18 protein-coding genes are annotated in these 14299 nt (G+C 38.5%); 5 read left to right on the forward strand and 13 right to left on the reverse strand.

Features of this window, described 5'->3' with window-relative positions; genetic code table 11:
- Positions 1-215 precede the first annotated feature (215 nt).
- Entirely contained in the window at positions 216-596 is a 381-nt protein-coding gene (gene rpsI, locus SPI61_RS06355) for a 30S ribosomal protein S9 (RefSeq protein WP_034544852.1), read from the reverse strand.
- Positions 596-1039 (reverse strand): 50S ribosomal protein L13, encoded by a 444-nt coding sequence (rplM, locus tag SPI61_RS06360; protein ID WP_321137286.1) that lies wholly within the window; start codon positions 1037-1039, stop codon positions 596-598. Before rplM ends, rpsI begins: the two co-directional genes overlap by 1 nt.
- A gap of 216 nt (positions 1040-1255) precedes the next feature.
- Here rplM and mnmH point away from each other — a divergent pair, with 216 nt between their 5' ends.
- Together mnmH and rpsD are read left to right on the forward strand one after the other, a co-directional pair.
- Positions 1256-2269 (forward strand): tRNA 2-selenouridine(34) synthase MnmH, encoded by a 1014-nt coding sequence (mnmH, locus tag SPI61_RS06365; protein WP_321137287.1) that lies wholly within the window; start codon positions 1256-1258, stop codon positions 2267-2269.
- Between the two features lie 117 nt (positions 2270-2386).
- Positions 2387-2980 carry a 30S ribosomal protein S4 gene (gene rpsD, locus SPI61_RS06370; RefSeq protein ID WP_321137288.1) on the forward strand — a complete coding sequence of 198 codons (594 nt, stop codon included), beginning with the start codon at positions 2387-2389 and terminating at the stop codon, positions 2978-2980.
- Positions 2981-3037: 57 nt separating this feature from the next.
- Here rpsD and SPI61_RS06375 read toward each other — a convergent pair whose 3' ends face one another.
- The 7 genes from SPI61_RS06375 to SPI61_RS06405 all read right to left on the reverse strand — a co-directional run bounded on the left by SPI61_RS06375 (position 3038) and on the right by SPI61_RS06405 (position 8903).
- A complete protein-coding gene (locus SPI61_RS06375; RefSeq protein ID WP_321137289.1) occupies positions 3038-3739 on the reverse strand; it encodes a glycerophosphodiester phosphodiesterase family protein in 702 nt (233 codons plus the stop codon).
- Positions 3708-4352 (reverse strand): HAD family hydrolase, encoded by a 645-nt coding sequence (locus SPI61_RS06380; protein WP_321137290.1) that lies wholly within the window; start codon positions 4350-4352, stop codon positions 3708-3710. The genes SPI61_RS06375 and SPI61_RS06380 overlap by 32 nt, the downstream gene beginning before the upstream one ends.
- Before the next feature lie 9 nt (positions 4353-4361).
- Positions 4362-5456: a sn-glycerol-3-phosphate ABC transporter ATP-binding protein UgpC gene (locus tag SPI61_RS06385; protein WP_321137291.1), complete on the reverse strand. Its 1095-nt coding sequence runs from the start codon at positions 5454-5456 to the stop codon at positions 4362-4364.
- A gap of 6 nt (positions 5457-5462) precedes the next feature.
- On the reverse strand, positions 5463-6335 hold the full coding sequence (locus SPI61_RS06390) for a carbohydrate ABC transporter permease (RefSeq protein ID WP_321137292.1): 873 nt from the start codon (positions 6333-6335) through the stop codon (positions 5463-5465).
- A 4-nt stretch (positions 6336-6339) separates the two neighbouring features.
- Positions 6340-7212: a sugar ABC transporter permease gene (locus SPI61_RS06395; protein ID WP_321137293.1), complete on the reverse strand. Its 873-nt coding sequence runs from the start codon at positions 7210-7212 to the stop codon at positions 6340-6342.
- 2 nt (positions 7213-7214) lie between these two features.
- Complete coding sequence (locus SPI61_RS06400; RefSeq protein ID WP_321137294.1) at positions 7215-8531, reverse strand: ABC transporter substrate-binding protein; 1317 nt, start codon at positions 8529-8531, stop codon at positions 7215-7217.
- Positions 8532-8732: 201 nt separating this feature from the next.
- Positions 8733-8903 (reverse strand): DUF362 domain-containing protein, encoded by a 171-nt coding sequence (locus tag SPI61_RS06405; protein ID WP_414601520.1) that lies wholly within the window; start codon positions 8901-8903, stop codon positions 8733-8735.
- A 327-nt stretch (positions 8904-9230) separates the two neighbouring features.
- Between SPI61_RS06405 and trmB the strand changes: the two genes are divergently transcribed.
- The gene (gene trmB / locus SPI61_RS06410; protein ID WP_321137295.1) at positions 9231-9851 is read left to right on the forward strand and encodes a tRNA (guanosine(46)-N7)-methyltransferase TrmB; all 621 of its coding nucleotides are present in this window, start codon (positions 9231-9233) and stop codon (positions 9849-9851) included.
- Positions 9852-9978: 127 nt separating this feature from the next.
- Here the strand turns inward: trmB and ymfI are convergent, their stop codons facing one another.
- From ymfI to SPI61_RS06430, 4 genes are read right to left on the reverse strand one after another with little or no spacing between them, the layout of a single operon-like run.
- Complete coding sequence (gene ymfI / locus SPI61_RS06415) at positions 9979-10701, reverse strand: elongation factor P 5-aminopentanone reductase (RefSeq protein WP_321137296.1); 723 nt, start codon at positions 10699-10701, stop codon at positions 9979-9981.
- Positions 10698-11396, reverse strand: coding sequence for a gamma-glutamyl-gamma-aminobutyrate hydrolase family protein (locus tag SPI61_RS06420; RefSeq protein WP_321137297.1), 699 nt, complete (start codon positions 11394-11396; stop codon positions 10698-10700). The genes ymfI and SPI61_RS06420 overlap by 4 nt, the downstream gene beginning before the upstream one ends.
- Positions 11377-12162 carry a prolipoprotein diacylglyceryl transferase gene (locus tag SPI61_RS06425; protein ID WP_321137364.1) on the reverse strand — a complete coding sequence of 262 codons (786 nt, stop codon included), beginning with the start codon at positions 12160-12162 and terminating at the stop codon, positions 11377-11379. Before SPI61_RS06425 ends, SPI61_RS06420 begins: the two co-directional genes overlap by 20 nt.
- A 9-nt stretch (positions 12163-12171) precedes the next feature.
- Positions 12172-12552 (reverse strand): DUF4190 domain-containing protein, encoded by a 381-nt coding sequence (locus tag SPI61_RS06430; protein ID WP_321137298.1) that lies wholly within the window; start codon positions 12550-12552, stop codon positions 12172-12174.
- Positions 12553-12693: 141 nt separating this feature from the next.
- Between SPI61_RS06430 and SPI61_RS06435 the strand changes: the two genes are divergently transcribed.
- Both SPI61_RS06435 and SPI61_RS06440 read left to right on the forward strand, forming a co-directional pair.
- Positions 12694-13632, forward strand: a complete 939-nt coding sequence (locus SPI61_RS06435) for an alpha/beta hydrolase (protein ID WP_321137299.1) — start codon at positions 12694-12696, stop codon at positions 13630-13632.
- Complete coding sequence (locus SPI61_RS06440) at positions 13583-14224, forward strand: phosphatase PAP2 family protein (RefSeq protein ID WP_321137300.1); 642 nt, start codon at positions 13583-13585, stop codon at positions 14222-14224. Before SPI61_RS06435 ends, SPI61_RS06440 begins: the two co-directional genes overlap by 50 nt.
- Positions 14225-14299: the final 75 nt, after the last annotated feature.

Here is a 14299-nt window from a genome sequence, read left to right on the forward strand (position 1 = left end):
TCCCTCCTTAAATATTAAGAATTTAAATAAAATCTATTATTTAATCCCTTATCCTTATTGTAATACTTTATTTAGTTTATGTCAATATAAAATGCCGATTTGTTTTTTTTGCGAAATATATAACATATTTTATTAATTCAAATTTTCATATGTAACAAAAAACCTTGTAATCGTTAAAATTACAAGGTTTATATTTTTTATAGTATTTCGAAAACCTAACGTTTTGAGAATTGTGTAGATTTTCTTGCCTTTTTGAAACCGTATTTCTTTCTTTCCTTCATTCTCGGGTCTCTTGTTAAGAAACCTGCTTGTTTCAATGAAGCACGAAGTTCAGGATCTGCTTCTAAAAGTGCACGGCTGATTGCATGTCTTACAGCGCCTGCTTGTCCTGACTTTCCGCCGCCGCGAACGTTGATTTTAACGTCGTATTTACCTTCTGTTTCGGTCAATACAAATGGGCTCTTAGCAAGTCTTCTCAATGTGTCAAGGTCAAAATATTCATCAACAGGTTTGCCGTTAACAAAAAACATTCCTTTGCCTTCTGTTAAAATAGCACGAGCTGTTGAAGTTTTTCTTCTACCAACTGATTGATACATTATCTGTTACCCCCTTTGATTTCATAAACTTCAGGTTTTTGAGCTTCATGTCCGTGTTCAGTTCCGCTGTATACACGTAATTTTTTGAGCATTTGTCTTCCGAGTGAGTTCTTTGGAAGCATTCCCTTTACTGCGATCATAAGAGCTTTTTCCGGGTTGTTTGCCATCATAGTTCTATAATCAACAGATTTTAATCCTCCCGGATATCCTGTGTGCCAGTAATATCTCTTTTGGTCAAGTTTCTTTCCTGTAAGTCTCATCTTGTCAGCGTTGATTACGATTACATAATCTCCTGTGTCAACGTGCGGGGTATAAATCGGTTTGTTTTTTCCGCGAAGAATCGTTGCAACTTCTGTAGCAAGACGACCGAGAACCAATCCGTCGGCGTCAATAACAAGCCACTTGCGCTCGATTTCTTGCGGTTTAGCCATAAATGATTTCATATTAATTTTCATTCCTTTCGAGCATTTTGTAGCGTTTATTAAGACAGGTTTCCGGGTCCTTTCTTAAAAAACAGTCTGCATATATTTTATATCTTCATAAACTAAATGTCAAGGGTTTTTGAGTGATTTTTTAAAAAGTTTTTTATTGTAACATTTACGCCCTATTTTCGCCTTGAAATAAGTTTTTAAAAATTTTATAATTATTTGGGTGGTATAATGTTTGAATTACTAAATTATGAAGAAACAACAAAGGACGATTTGTTCATTGATGTGAGAAGCAGGGGTGAGTTTGACGATTTTCACATTCCCGGCTCGATAAATTTTCCCGTTTTAAACGACGAGGAAAGAAAAATCGTCGGCACTTTGTACGACAACGGCTCGAAGAGAGAAGCCAAAAGAAGTGCAATACGATTTGTTTCGGCAAAGCTTTTGGAACTCGAGGATTTAATTTATAAACATCGCGACCGTCGAATAATTTTTACATGCGCAAGGGGCGGATACCGCTCAAAAACTATTGCGTCACTTTTTTTCACTCTCGGCTACAATGTCTACAAATTAAAGGGCGGTATAAAGTCCTACAGACACTATATAAACGAGAAATTACCCGAAAAATTATCGAAAATTTCTCTCGTAACTCTCTATGCTCCGACGGGTTCCGGAAAAACCGAAATCCTTCATCTTTTAAATTCGAGAAACATTCCGATTATTGACCTCGAAAATCTCGCGAATCATATGGGTTCGACTTTGGGCGGAGTCGGTCTTGGAAAAGCAAACTCGCAAAAGATGTTTGAATCACTTCTCTTTGAGGCGATTGACGACGAGCCGAAAACCTATTTCATCGAAGGCGAAAGTAAAAGAATCGGAAATATTGTTATGCAGGATTTGTTGTACGAAAAAATTCTCGAGTCAAAAAAGATTTATCTCGAGACTCCGATGAGTGCGCGAATTGAAAGGCTCAAACAAACATATGCAAAGCCGGAACTTATAGAGGAACTCGAAGCGGCTATCGAAAATCTTTCGAAATATCTCGGAAAGGAAACGAGAGCGGCTGTCGAAGAAAATATGATTTTAAAAAATTATGACGAGGTTGCAAGGCTTCTTTGCGAAAAGTATTACGACCACAACTACAGATTCAAAGCTGACGAGAAAACTTTATTCATAGAAAACGACGATATAGTGAAAACGGCTTCGACTCTTTTGGAGTTCTATGAACGTGAAATCGTCAAATAATATAATTTTTATTTTTAATAAAATGTGCGTGAAAATGCTTGACAAACGGATAAGTATGATATATAATCTTTAATGAATACCGCGGCAAATCCAATTTTAGGAAAGGTGATTCAAAAAATGAGTAGTTTAAAAGGAGCCAGAGTAAAGATTGTAAGAAGACTCGGTCTCAATGTTTTCAATCTTCCAAAGGCTAACAAAGGAATGAAAAAAGGAGCAGCCAGAAGCGACAAAAAGCTTTCAACATACGGCGAACAACTCCTCGAAAAACAAAGATTAAGAGCATATTATCAAGTACCTGAAAATCAATTGAAGGCATACTTCGATAAGGCTAGAAAATCAAAAGAACAAACAGGTCACGCACTTGTAAAATTGCTTGAAACAAGACTCGACAACATGGTTTATCGTGCAGGTTTCGCTTCAAGTATCAGACAAGCAAGACAAATGGTTGTTCACGGACACATTTTAGTAAACGGCAAAAAAGTTGACCGTCCAAGCTTCCAAGTTCAAGTTGGCGACGAATTGACATTAAAAGAAAAGAGCCGTTCAAACGAAATGTTCAAAGACAACTTTGCTGTTGGTGGAAACAGCCCATACCCTTACATTTCAAAGGACGAAAACAAATTCTCAGCTAAATTGGTTAAAATGCCTGAAAGAGAAGAAGTTCCTATTGAAATCGAAGACGTATTTGTTGTCGAATATTATTCACACTAGAAACTTTAAAGATCCCGTTCGGGGTCTTTTTTGTTGCAATAAAAAAGGATACCTCTTTTAGTATCCCAAGTTTGGAAAATCAAGTTCCGGATAATTCGTTATTACTCCGTCGAGTCCAATTTGAATCGACGTTTCGTAAACTTCTTTGTAGTTTATTGTCCAAGCATTCACTTGTATATTGTTTTCGTGTAAATCCTCAAGCATTTTTTTGTTCACCGAGCTAAACACCGGATGATAAAATTGAAAACCGTATTGTTTCAAATATTTTTCCGGACTTATGAGAGTCGAGCCCGTGAGCGCTCCCAAAGGAATTTCCGAATCGATTTCCTTCATTTTTAAAAGGCTGTAGTGGTTGAAACTAGAAACCAAAAGTCTGTCGAGCATATCGTTTTTCTTAAATGCGTCGTACACTTTCTGTTCAATTCCCTGATAGAGAAAAACTCCCGTTTTAAGTTCGATATTGCTGACAAGTCTTGAATATTTAAAAATTTCTATATATTCATCAAGAGTTATCGGGCTTTCGCCGTTTTCATATTTCAAACTTTTGAGTTCATCAAGTGTGAGGTCTTTTACAAAAGCGTCCTTGTTTAAAAGGCGTTTTAGATATTCGTCGTGAATTATCACCGGCACCCCGTCTTTTGTGAGCTGCACGTCGGTTTCAATTCCGAATATATCGAGTTCTAAACATTTCTTAAATGCCTCGCTCGAGTTTTCAAAAAACTTGCCGCTATATCCCCTGTGGGCATAAATTTTTGCCATAAACATCCTCCTTTACATATTGAAGCAATTCTTCCGGTCTATCTAATATTATAGCACTTTTTTCCAAATACTCCACAGTTCCCCAGCTGCAGTAGCAGAAGTCTATACCGGCGTCAATCGCAGCCATATGGTCGGTGATTGCGTTTCCCACAAATAGCACCTCGTCTTTTTCAAGCTTCATCATGTCCATATATTTTAAAAGCATCTCGCCCGACGGCTTCGGATTTAAAACCATGTCCGCATGCACAACCGTTTCGATATATTTTTGAAGACCGTATCCGTTTAAAGCCATTTCCGCCGCTTCAGCATTTCTGTTTGTTGCCATCGCCTGGTGGATGCCGAGCTTTTTTACCGCTCTTAAAAGATTCATAACTCCGTCGAAAGGTTTTATAGAATCGTCAATTTCCTTGTACATATTTTCAATTCTTTTGAGATTTCCCTCTTCGATATTGAGATTAAACATTTTAAAACTTTCGATTTGCGTTTGATGAAAAACTTTTTCCATCTCGCCTTCCGTGAGTTTTCTTCCAATCATATACTCATATGTTTCAATCGTCACATTTTTCGAATCGAGAAGAGTTCCGTCGCAGTCGTATATTATCGCCTTGTACATTTTGTTCTCCTAAAGTCCCGACGGAAAAACAATCGTCTCTTCCGTAGCTTTGTCGAAAATATAAAGTCTGTCCACATTCGGCAGCACTTTATAAACTCTCTCCTCATAAATGCTGTCTTCCGGGTCAAACCTCATAACGAGTTTCTCTCCGTCGTAATATGTGTAGCAAAAAAGATCGCTTCCCATATATTCCACATTCGAAAAGAGTACTTCCACTCCGTCTTCGTCTAGGACAAAGTCTTCCGAGCGAACGCCGAGATAAACCTCTTTTTTATCGAAATTGTCGAGTGCCGTCGAATAATATTTCGGCAAGTTTATATATTTTCCCAAAAAGTTTATTTGATATTTGTCGTTCACTTTTTTTATTTCACTTTTTACAATATTCATTTGAGGACTTCCGATAAACTCTGCGATAAATTTGTTTTTCGGTTTGTTGTAGAGATTAATCGGCGTGTCAAACTGCTCAAGAACACCTTTATTTAAAACCGCAATCCTGTCTCCCATTGTCATCGCTTCGGTTTGGTCGTGCGTGACGTAGATGAATGTTGTGTCCAGTTCTTTGTGAAGTTTTACAATCTCAGTGCGCATTTCAACTCTCAGTTTCGCGTCGAGGTTTGAAAGCGGTTCGTCCAATAGAAAAACTTTCGGCTTTCTTACCATTGCGCGTCCGAGTGCAACTCTTTGGCGTTGTCCTCCCGAAAGCTCGCTCGGCTTTCTTTCGAGCAAATCGGAAATTTGAAGAGTTTTTGCAATTCTTTCAACTTTTTCCTTGATTTCTTCTTTCGGCACCTTTTGCATTTTGAGCGCAAAGCCCATATTGTCCCTTATAGTCATGTGCGGATAGAGTGCATAGTTTTGGAAAACCATTGCAATGTCACGGTCTTTTGCCTCGATATCGTTCACCGCATTCTCACCGATAAAAAGTGTGCCGTCCGAAATATCTTCGAGGCCTGCAATCATTCTTAGAGTCGTGGACTTGCCGCAACCCGACGGTCCGACGAGCACGACGAACTCCTTGTCTTCGATGTTTAAATTTAAATCGTTCACAGCGACATATCCGTCTTCATATTTTTTCGTTATATTTTTAAATTTTACTTCTGCCATATTTACCTAACCTTTCACAGAGCCTGCCGTAAGTCCCTTAATCATATTCTTTTGCGCGAAAAGGAATATCATAAGCGACGGAATCATACAAACTACAACTCCCGCAATCATCAAAACCATCGACTGTGAATCCACTGCATTAAGCATGGAAATTCCGATTTGAACCGTTCTATATTTGTCGAGTCCCGTAATGAGAAGCGGCCACATATACATATTCCATGCACCCAAAAATGAGGAAACGCTAAGAGCTGCAATTGTCGGTCTTGAGAGCGGAATTAAAATGTTTAAAACGAATCTAAAATTCGAGCAACCGTCAATTTTTGCAGCTTCGTATATTTCCTTCGGGAAGGATCTAAACGACTGTCTGAACAAAAATATTCCCATCGCGGTTGTGAGATATGGAAGCACGAGTCCCAAAAACGAATCTCTAAGGCCCCAACCCGACACCATCAAAAAGTTCGAAATGATTGTAGCTTCTCCCGGAATCATCATCGTCGACATTATTATCGCAAAGAGAACCGATGCCCCTTTGAATTTTAAAAAGTGAAATGCAAATGCCGCAAGAATCGCTGTAAAAACTTGTGAAACCGTTATTATTACGGAAACTATAATCGAGTTTAATATATATCTTGAGATCGGTGCCGTTTTAAACACGTTCACAAAGTTCATCAAAGTCGGCTTTTGTGGAAGAAGACTTATGTCTTTTGTGAAAATTTCACTCGGGTCTTTTATCGCCATCAAAAATGCATAGATTATCGGAAACAGTACAACTGTAACGACGATAATATTCAAAAGCATGAGAAGCGCTTTTTTAAAATCGAAGCGAAAAGACTTGTTTCTTTTTATATTTATATTTTCTCTTTCGAGTACCTTTTGCATAAAATCACCTTTCTGCAAGAGACTTACCGCCTCTGTTTGTCTTAAACAAAATTATCGTAAAAATCATTACAATAAAAAATAAAACTATGGACTCCGCCGAAGCATATCCATATTTATAGTTTTCAAACGCATTTTTATAGATGTCGTGAACTATAACATTTGTCGATTCGCCCGGTCCGCCCATTGTGAGCAGTTTTATCTGTGCGAACGATTGAAATGCGTTAATTACATTTGTGACAATTACAAAAAACATTATCGGTTTCAAGGACGGCAAAGTTATATATCTGAATTTTTGAAAGCCGTTCGCTCCGTCGATGCTTGCGCTCTCGTATAGCGAAGAGTCGATTGCGGCGAGTCCGGCGCTCAAATATAGAAAATTCATCCCCGAATTTAGCCATGCCGTAAGAACGCTCACCGATATGAGTGCCATTGTCGGGTCTTCGAGCCAACTTATGTCGGAGCCGAAAATTAGATTCAAAGCTCCGATACTTCTGTTTAACATAACTTTAAACACAAGCGCCATGCCCGAAGAGGCGATTGCCATCGGAAGGCTGTATGCCGCCGAGAAAATTTTGATCCCCGGAAAACTTCTTTGACAAAGAAGCGCGGTCATAAAGCCTAGTCCGACGCCCACCAACACAACTATTAACACATACATGAAGGTCACAACGAGACTGTTATAAAATGACGGCGATGTGAAAAGCGTCGTGTAGTTCTCAAGCCCTATAAAGAGATTGCTGTTTCCCATTCTGTCCGTCAAAAAAAGACTTCTGTAAATAGTTTTTATGAACGGATAGAATGTGAAGACGAGAAATCCGATCATCGCCGGCATAATATAAGCATATGCGGATTTTGTGTATTTGTTTTTGCTGTTCATCGCTATTTCTTGTTTGCCCTGTTGTAGTCGTTTATCGCGGAGTCAATATCCTTTTGCATTGCTTCCGCCGCTTCCTTCGGAGTCTTGACGCCGTTTAGCATATCTTCAACATATTTTTCAAACACTTGTCTGCTTTCTTGATAAACTGCACAGATTGCTCCTTGGCTTTCCGGAGTTGAGTCGTGAAGTTGGTCGATTGCAGTTTGAAATTGCGGGAATTTCTTGATATTTTCTTTAAACACATCTTCGTCGTGTGCTTTCACATTTACAGGGAAATATCCGCTGTTTGCGTTCCAATATGCTTGTGATTTTGGAGAAACCATATATGAAATGAAATCCCATGCACCGGCTTTTCTTTCGTCGCTTCCTGAGTCTATCATATAAAGCGATGCACCGCCGATCGAAACCATTCCCTTGTCGTCTTTATTAACTGCAGGATAATATGCAGTTCCAACTTCGAATTTATCTCCGACTTCTTGCAAAATTCCTGCAAGTGATGCTGTCGAGCCGAAAGTCATTGCCGAAACTCCCGAAACGAATTCTTGTTTTCCACCGGTTCTTCCGACGTTTGGAGCAATGCCCTTGTCGGCAAGTTCTTTCCATCTTTCGAGAATATTTTCCATTCCTCCGTTTTCAACAAATACTGTCTTTGTAGGATTGCCGCCTCTTCCATTGTTCATATCGAAAAGCGGTTTTTCTTGTTTTAACATAAATTGGTCTACCCACCAGCCGTAAATCGACATACTGAGCGGCATCTCAACACCTTTTGCCTTAAGTTTTTCTCCGACTTCAACCATTTCTTCAAGGCTCTTCGGCACTTCTGTAATTCCCGCCTTTTCGAACATATCCTTGTTATAATAAAGAAGCGGCGTCGATGAGTTAAAAGGCATCGAGTTCAACTTTCCGTCGATTGTATAGTATGCCAAAAGATTCGGCTCCAAATCTGCTGTGTTGAAATTTGTCTTGTCGATCATTTCTTGAACCGGTGTGATTAGACCTGAATCAATCATAAATCTTGCACCCAATTCAAAAACTTGTACTATATCAACATCAAGAGCGCTGCCCGACGATGCCGATCTTAATTTTGTAAGAGCGTCGTCATATTCGCCTTGGAATTCAGCTTTTACTAAATACTTATCTTGAGATGCGTTGTAATCTTGAACCATCTTGTCAATTGCTTCGTTTAAGTTTCCACCCATGGAGTGCCAAAATGTTATTACGGTTCTTCCATCTTCTTTTGTTGCACTTCCTGACTTTTTGCAACCTGCTGTAAGAAGCATTGCAAATACAATTAATAAAATTAAAATTCTTTGTTTCATAATTACCTCCTTGAAACTAATTTTCATTATAGCGAGCCATTGTTTTTGTAATATTTGCAGGTTGTAAAATGTAAATAAAAAAATAATAAAGAATAGCATACAAGAATAAATATATTTAATAAAGAAATTTAAATCACAAAAAAAAGAGCCTTATAAAAAGGCTCCTGTTAAACGACAACTTGTGTCGTCGGTATGTACCTACTATTCACAAGGTACACATGATCCTGTTGGGCAAACGTCTGCACAGTTTCCGCATCCGATGCACTTTTCACCGTCAATTGAGTAAATGTCGCCTTCTGAAATTGCGTCTACAGGGCATTCAGGTTGACATTGACCGCAAGCGATGCAATCATCTGTAATATGATATGTCATAGTTGTTCCTCCTTTATATTTTGAAATGAGATATCTCATCCCATCTAAATACATTATACCACACTTTCATAAAAATTACACAGTTTTATATAAAATAATGATAAAAAAGCGTAATCTTTTGAGTATATGTGAGTCAAGTTACGTATAAAGAGTGATTCCCGTCACTATTTAAAGTTTTATTCTTAATATTAATTCACTTTTTAATGAGCTAAATTAAATCCATTTTGAAACTCACAACCAAATGTATTAAAATGATAAACACATATCCAAAATCCCCGCTGGTTTATTTATTACTATATTTATGTTAAAATATATAAGGTGTTTTTTATGAGAATGAGAAAAAAATGGTGGGCAGTGCCCACGCTACTTGACAGCGGCAAGGCGTTCTTTTGGCCTGAGGAAAACAAAGGTCGTTGGAGCGAAAAATTTAACAATGAAAATCCGATTCACCTTGATATAGGTTGCGGAAGCGGCGGATACTGTCTTGCTCTTGCGCGAAAAGACAAGAATAGAAATTTTGTACTTTGGGACAAGGAAGCTGGCGTTTTGGTTTATGCGCTCGACGAACTTTTGGAATCAAAAGTGGAAAATGCGCTAATCATTCCGCGTGAAATCGACCATGTTGAAAATATTTTTGCAGAAAACGAAATCGATTCAATCACGATTCACTTTCCGAACCCTTGGCCGAAAAACAGACAAAACAACAGACGTCTAACCTATCCATCGAGGCTTTTAAAATACAAAAATATTTTAAAACCGGACGGCGAAATCGACTTTAGAACCGACGACGACGAACTTTATGTGGACACTCTTTCCTACATCGAAGAAGTGGGCGGCATAATTCTCGAGCAGTCGGACGACGCTCCGCCGACAACTCCCATAAGCCACTATGAGGAAAGATTTAGAGAAAACGGCGTTAAAATAAAATATATAAGATTTAAATTCTAAACAAAAACAGGGCTCTTTCGAGTCCTGTTATTTTTATGTTTTGAATTCATCAATCGTGTTATATAAATTCACATAAACATTTTTCAATTTTCTTCCGCATAAAAATTACATATAATAAAAGTTTCTTCTATAAATATCCGCCGTCAACTCTGAGATTCGCTCCCGAAATATACGAAGCTTCGTCGCTGCAAAGAAAATAAATCGCGTTCGAAACGTCGGTCGCCTCTCCCGCTCTTAGAAGCGGAATTTCCGAAACGAAAAGGTCTCTGTCTTCCACTTTTATATTGTCATTCATCGCCGTGTTTATAAAACCGGGACTCACGCTGTTCACTCTGATGTTCGACGGTCCGAGTTCTTTCGAGAGACTGTTTGAAAAAGCAATGATACCGCCCTTTGTTGCGGAGTAAACCGACTCGCACGACGACCCCGTGATTCCCCACATCGAAGAGATGAAAATTATAACTCCGGATTTTTTCTCGATCATCTTTCCCACAAGTTTTTGCGTGATTAAAATCGGGGACTTCAAATTGACATTTATAATCTTTGAAATGTCCTCGACTTTCGTGTGGTTAATCGTGTCGACAACGCTTATTCCGGCGCTGTGGATTATGATGTCGAGCTTTTTATATGCGCCGTCGATTTCTTTTAAAAACTCGTCAACGCTCTTTTCATCAGAAAGGTCCGCCTTGTAGGAATCGATTCTATACGGAAACTCTTCCTTCAAACTTTCAATTTTTTGAGCGTGCGCATTGTATTGAAGAATCATTTTCGCATCGCTATTTTCCAAAAATTTTCTCGCAATCGCGTATCCGATTCCCCCGCTCGCTCCGGTCAAAAGTATATTCTTCATGCTCTTTTCACAAAATCCTCAAAAATCTTTTCGAACTCTTTGTATCTATAAATCATCATTTCGGGATGAAATTGAACGAGATGAATATATCTCTCGCCCGTCCACTCCATCGACTCGACAATACCGTCTTTTGCGCGAGACGTAACTTTAAATCCGTCCGCTACATCCTTTATCGCCTGGTGGTGGTAGGAGTTTACAATCGTTTCTTCCCCGAAAATATCGAACATAATCGAATCCTTTTCAATTGAAATCGAGTGTGTGCCGTCCGTAATATTTTGAGGATTGTTGTGATTTAAATTGAATCCCGCCGTTTTCATATCCTGATAAAGACTTCCACCGTAGACCGAATTTATGAGCTGCATCCCTCTGCAAATTCCCAAAATCGGTTTATTTATATCCCTGATTTTTTCCAAAAGTTTTAATTCGAATTCGTCCCTTTCAAAAGAATATTTCTTGGTTTCAAGAATCATCTCTTCGTTATAAATCCTCGGATTTATGTCGACGCCGCCCGTAAAAAGAAATCCGTCGCACATCTCAACATATGAATCAATTAAATCGTCGTCTAAAATATTCGGCACAATCACGGGAACGCCGCCCGCTCTTCTTATCGCTTCGCTATACGCAATCGGTACAAGCGTGTTCCATTTGTCGTCTTCAGCATAGAGCATGCCCGTGCTAATCAATATTTTTTTCATAAACTTCTTCCTTCGCCTTTACAAACAAAACAATTCCAAGTATAAAGAGCGGAATCGAGAGCCATTGTGACGTTGAGAATGCTCCGTAGATTCCTCTGATTTCGTCGCCTCTGAAAAATTCCAAAATAAATCTTCCGATTGAGTACATAATTAAATAGAGTCCGAAAATTCTGCCCGGTCGTTTATTCTTTTTGGAATAAATCAAAAGTGTCGCAACGATAATCAGATTTCCGACAACTCCGAAAAGCTGTGTCGGTAAAACCGAAACGCCCGCCGGTGCAAGTCCGCCCTTTGGAAATTCAACCGCAATGCACGAGTCGGATGCTCTTCCGTAGCAACATCCCGCAAAAAAGCAACCCACTCTTCCGAACATTTGTAAAATCGGCATTGAAATTGCAAATATATCCAAAAGTTTCATCGGTTTTATGTGTTTGTATTTCTTTAAAAACATAACCACTCCGATTCCGGCTCCAATAAGTCCGCCCAAAAAGACCATGCCCCCGCTAAACGAGTATTGCAATCTTTGAAGAAACGGGTAATTCGAATCGAAAAGTATCATAAAACTTGACGGGTCCGTAATCCAATAAAGAATTTTTGCTCCCGCTCCTCCGACAAGAAGCGCATAAATCATTGCGCTAAGCGCCGTGTCGAAGTCGAGCTCCTTATAATATTTCTGATATCTCAAATAGAGCATTATAAAACAAAGCCCTATTGCTATAAAAAAACCATATGCCGGGATCTTAGCTCCCAGCACATTAAAAAACATTTTCAAAACTTAAAACCTCCAGCTGCCTCTAAACTGTCTCATCATATCATTCATAGGTCTATATCCGTATCCTCTGCATCCGAGGCATGAAACGCACGAAATGCATGTCACAAAAAATATCGTTCCCAATATTATTCCAATGAGCCCGAGTGTCTTTCCAACTTGCGCCGCCGAATTCTTTCTGTCGACATACATGGCTTTGTTTCCTCTGGTCCATGCTACTGCCCCGAAAATTATGGCAAGTATACCGCTTCTCATAAAAATTACAAGAAATATGGACACAACTCCGAAAATAAATGAAAGAAGCGCATCGTCGTTCGGCGTTTTGCCGATTCTGTCTTCATCAATAATTTCGTCATCGGGTCCGTCATAATAAAAATCGTCCTTCAAAATTCAAACCTCCAATCTTAATTTATTTTTACCCGAATTTGGATAAAATAAGCACAACAACCGCCAATGTTGACAATTGAATGAATCTATACTATATTATAATATATATATTGTTAAAAATAAAGGAGAATGTTTAATATTATGGAGACGTTGTTTTTGGAGGGAACCGACGGACATAAAATTCCCGTCTACTGCAGTAGAATTGACGACGAAAAATTTACAGTCCAAATTGTTCACGGACTTTTTGACAGCAGCGACAGATATTTCGACCTTATGGAAGATTTGAATAAAATGGGAGCATCCGCTGCAATCATGGATATGAGAGGACACAAGCGCGCAATTGAAAACGCTTCGGAGTCTCTGTATTTGGGAGAATTTAACGGTTGGAACAATGCGACCGACGACATTCACGTTTTGAATTCGTATTTGCGTCAAAAAAACAAGCCGAATTTTCTTATAGGAAACGGAATCGGAAGCGATTTACTTCGAACATATGCGCTGAAATATGGTCACGAAACCGACGGAATTGTACTTGTTTCTGCCGGAAAATATATTGGAACTGTTCGATATAATATATACAGCAAAATTTTAAGTTTTTTAATTTCAAACAAGGGCGAAACTTATCGCTCGAAAAAAATTGCCGACAAGGCGCTCAAAGATTTGAACAAACCTTTTATAAAAAATTCGATGTTTTCTTATATGACCTCCGATTTATATGAGGAGGAAAAGATAAATAAAAATCCGTTTATGAAAGGCGTGCCGACAGTTGAAATGTGGCGCTCTATTCTCTTTGCAAAGAAAAAAATTCAAGACGAGAATGCGCAAAAATATATTCCGGACGAACTTCCGCTTCTTTTTGTGGTGGGAGAAAATGACAGCGTCGGCGGCGGAATTAAAAAACAGGAAGCGCTTGTCGACTTCTACACAAGTATGGGAAAAAACGCTGAGCTCAGAATCATAAAGGATGGACGCTTCGACCTCTATCATGACAAAACAAAGGAAATTTATTTAGAAATGTTGAGGGATTTTTTTGACACAACCATTTTACAAAGACGACCTGACAAAAATTCACAAAGATAATTTCAAATTAATTGCACTCTTTTTCAGCCTTGCAATGATGTATAACTTTACAAATGTCAAACCGGTAAATCCGATTGATTTAAGCTTCTGGCTCGACGATCAAATAAAGCTGATGCCGTGGACGGTTCTCATTTACCATTCGTGGTATCCGACACTTTATTTAATAATGTACTTTTTAAAAGATGACAAATACGACCGCGAATATATAATGGCGCTCTTTATTGTGAAATATCTATGTATTTTAACATTCATTTTGCTGCCGAGTGTCGTGAGCATAAGAGATGAAATTGTTCCGAGAACTTTTTATGAAAAACTTATAATGCTCACCTATAAAATGGACAATCCGTACAACGGTTTTCCATCTTCACACGTCGCGTGCGCTACAATCGCATATCATTACACAAACAACAAAGGCTTTGTCGGAAAATTTTTCCAAGTCCAAATGGTACTTATTATTCTTGCGACAATGACTACAAAACAACATATCGTCGCCGACTGCATCGGTGGAATTTTATACGCATATGTAGTTTTAAATTTTATTATTCCGAAACTTCGAGAATATGATTTAACACTTTTCGACCCGACTATCTAGCCGGGTTTTTTATTTGTATTTATTTTATATAAAATTATCTTGTGCTAAAGTGACAGTTTACAGATAAATTAAAAT

The organism is Ezakiella sp. (genome assembly GCF_034180565.1).
Lineage (GTDB): Bacteria > Bacillota > Clostridia > Tissierellales > Peptoniphilaceae > Ezakiella.

Bases quoted from the DNA above. Each gene is read 5' to 3' on its own strand.
- rpsI (WP_034544852.1), bottom strand. From the start codon at position 596: ATGTATCAATCAGTTGGTAGAAGAAAAACTTCAACAGCTCGTGCTATT.
- SPI61_RS06405 (WP_414601520.1), bottom strand. From the start codon at position 8,903: ATGACATATCATATTACAGATGATTGCATCGCTTGCGGTCAATGTCAA.
- ymfI (WP_321137296.1), bottom strand. From the start codon at position 10,701: ATGAAGAATATACTTTTGACCGGAGCGAGCGGGGGAATCGGATACGCG.
- SPI61_RS06380 (WP_321137290.1), bottom strand. From the start codon at position 4,352: ATGTACAAGGCGATAATATACGACTGCGACGGAACTCTTCTCGATTCG.
- SPI61_RS06385 (WP_321137291.1), bottom strand. From the start codon at position 5,456: ATGGCAGAAGTAAAATTTAAAAATATAACGAAAAAATATGAAGACGGA.
- SPI61_RS06390 (WP_321137292.1), bottom strand. From the start codon at position 6,335: ATGCAAAAGGTACTCGAAAGAGAAAATATAAATATAAAAAGAAACAAG.
- mnmH (WP_321137287.1), top strand. From the start codon at position 1,256: ATGTTTGAATTACTAAATTATGAAGAAACAACAAAGGACGATTTGTTC.
- SPI61_RS06435 (WP_321137299.1), top strand. From the start codon at position 12,694: ATGGAGACGTTGTTTTTGGAGGGAACCGACGGACATAAAATTCCCGTC.
- rplM (WP_321137286.1), bottom strand. From the start codon at position 1,039: ATGAAATCATTTATGGCTAAACCGCAAGAAATCGAGCGCAAGTGGCTT.
- SPI61_RS06420 (WP_321137297.1), bottom strand. From the start codon at position 11,396: ATGAAAAAAATATTGATTAGCACGGGCATGCTCTATGCTGAAGACGAC.
- rpsD (WP_321137288.1), top strand. From the start codon at position 2,387: ATGAGTAGTTTAAAAGGAGCCAGAGTAAAGATTGTAAGAAGACTCGGT.
- trmB (WP_321137295.1), top strand. From the start codon at position 9,231: ATGAGAATGAGAAAAAAATGGTGGGCAGTGCCCACGCTACTTGACAGC.
- SPI61_RS06425 (WP_321137364.1), bottom strand. From the start codon at position 12,162: ATGTTTTTTAATGTGCTGGGAGCTAAGATCCCGGCATATGGTTTTTTT.
- SPI61_RS06395 (WP_321137293.1), bottom strand. From the start codon at position 7,212: ATGAACAGCAAAAACAAATACACAAAATCCGCATATGCTTATATTATG.
- SPI61_RS06375 (WP_321137289.1), bottom strand. From the start codon at position 3,739: ATGGCAAAAATTTATGCCCACAGGGGATATAGCGGCAAGTTTTTTGAA.
- SPI61_RS06400 (WP_321137294.1), bottom strand. From the start codon at position 8,531: ATGAAACAAAGAATTTTAATTTTATTAATTGTATTTGCAATGCTTCTT.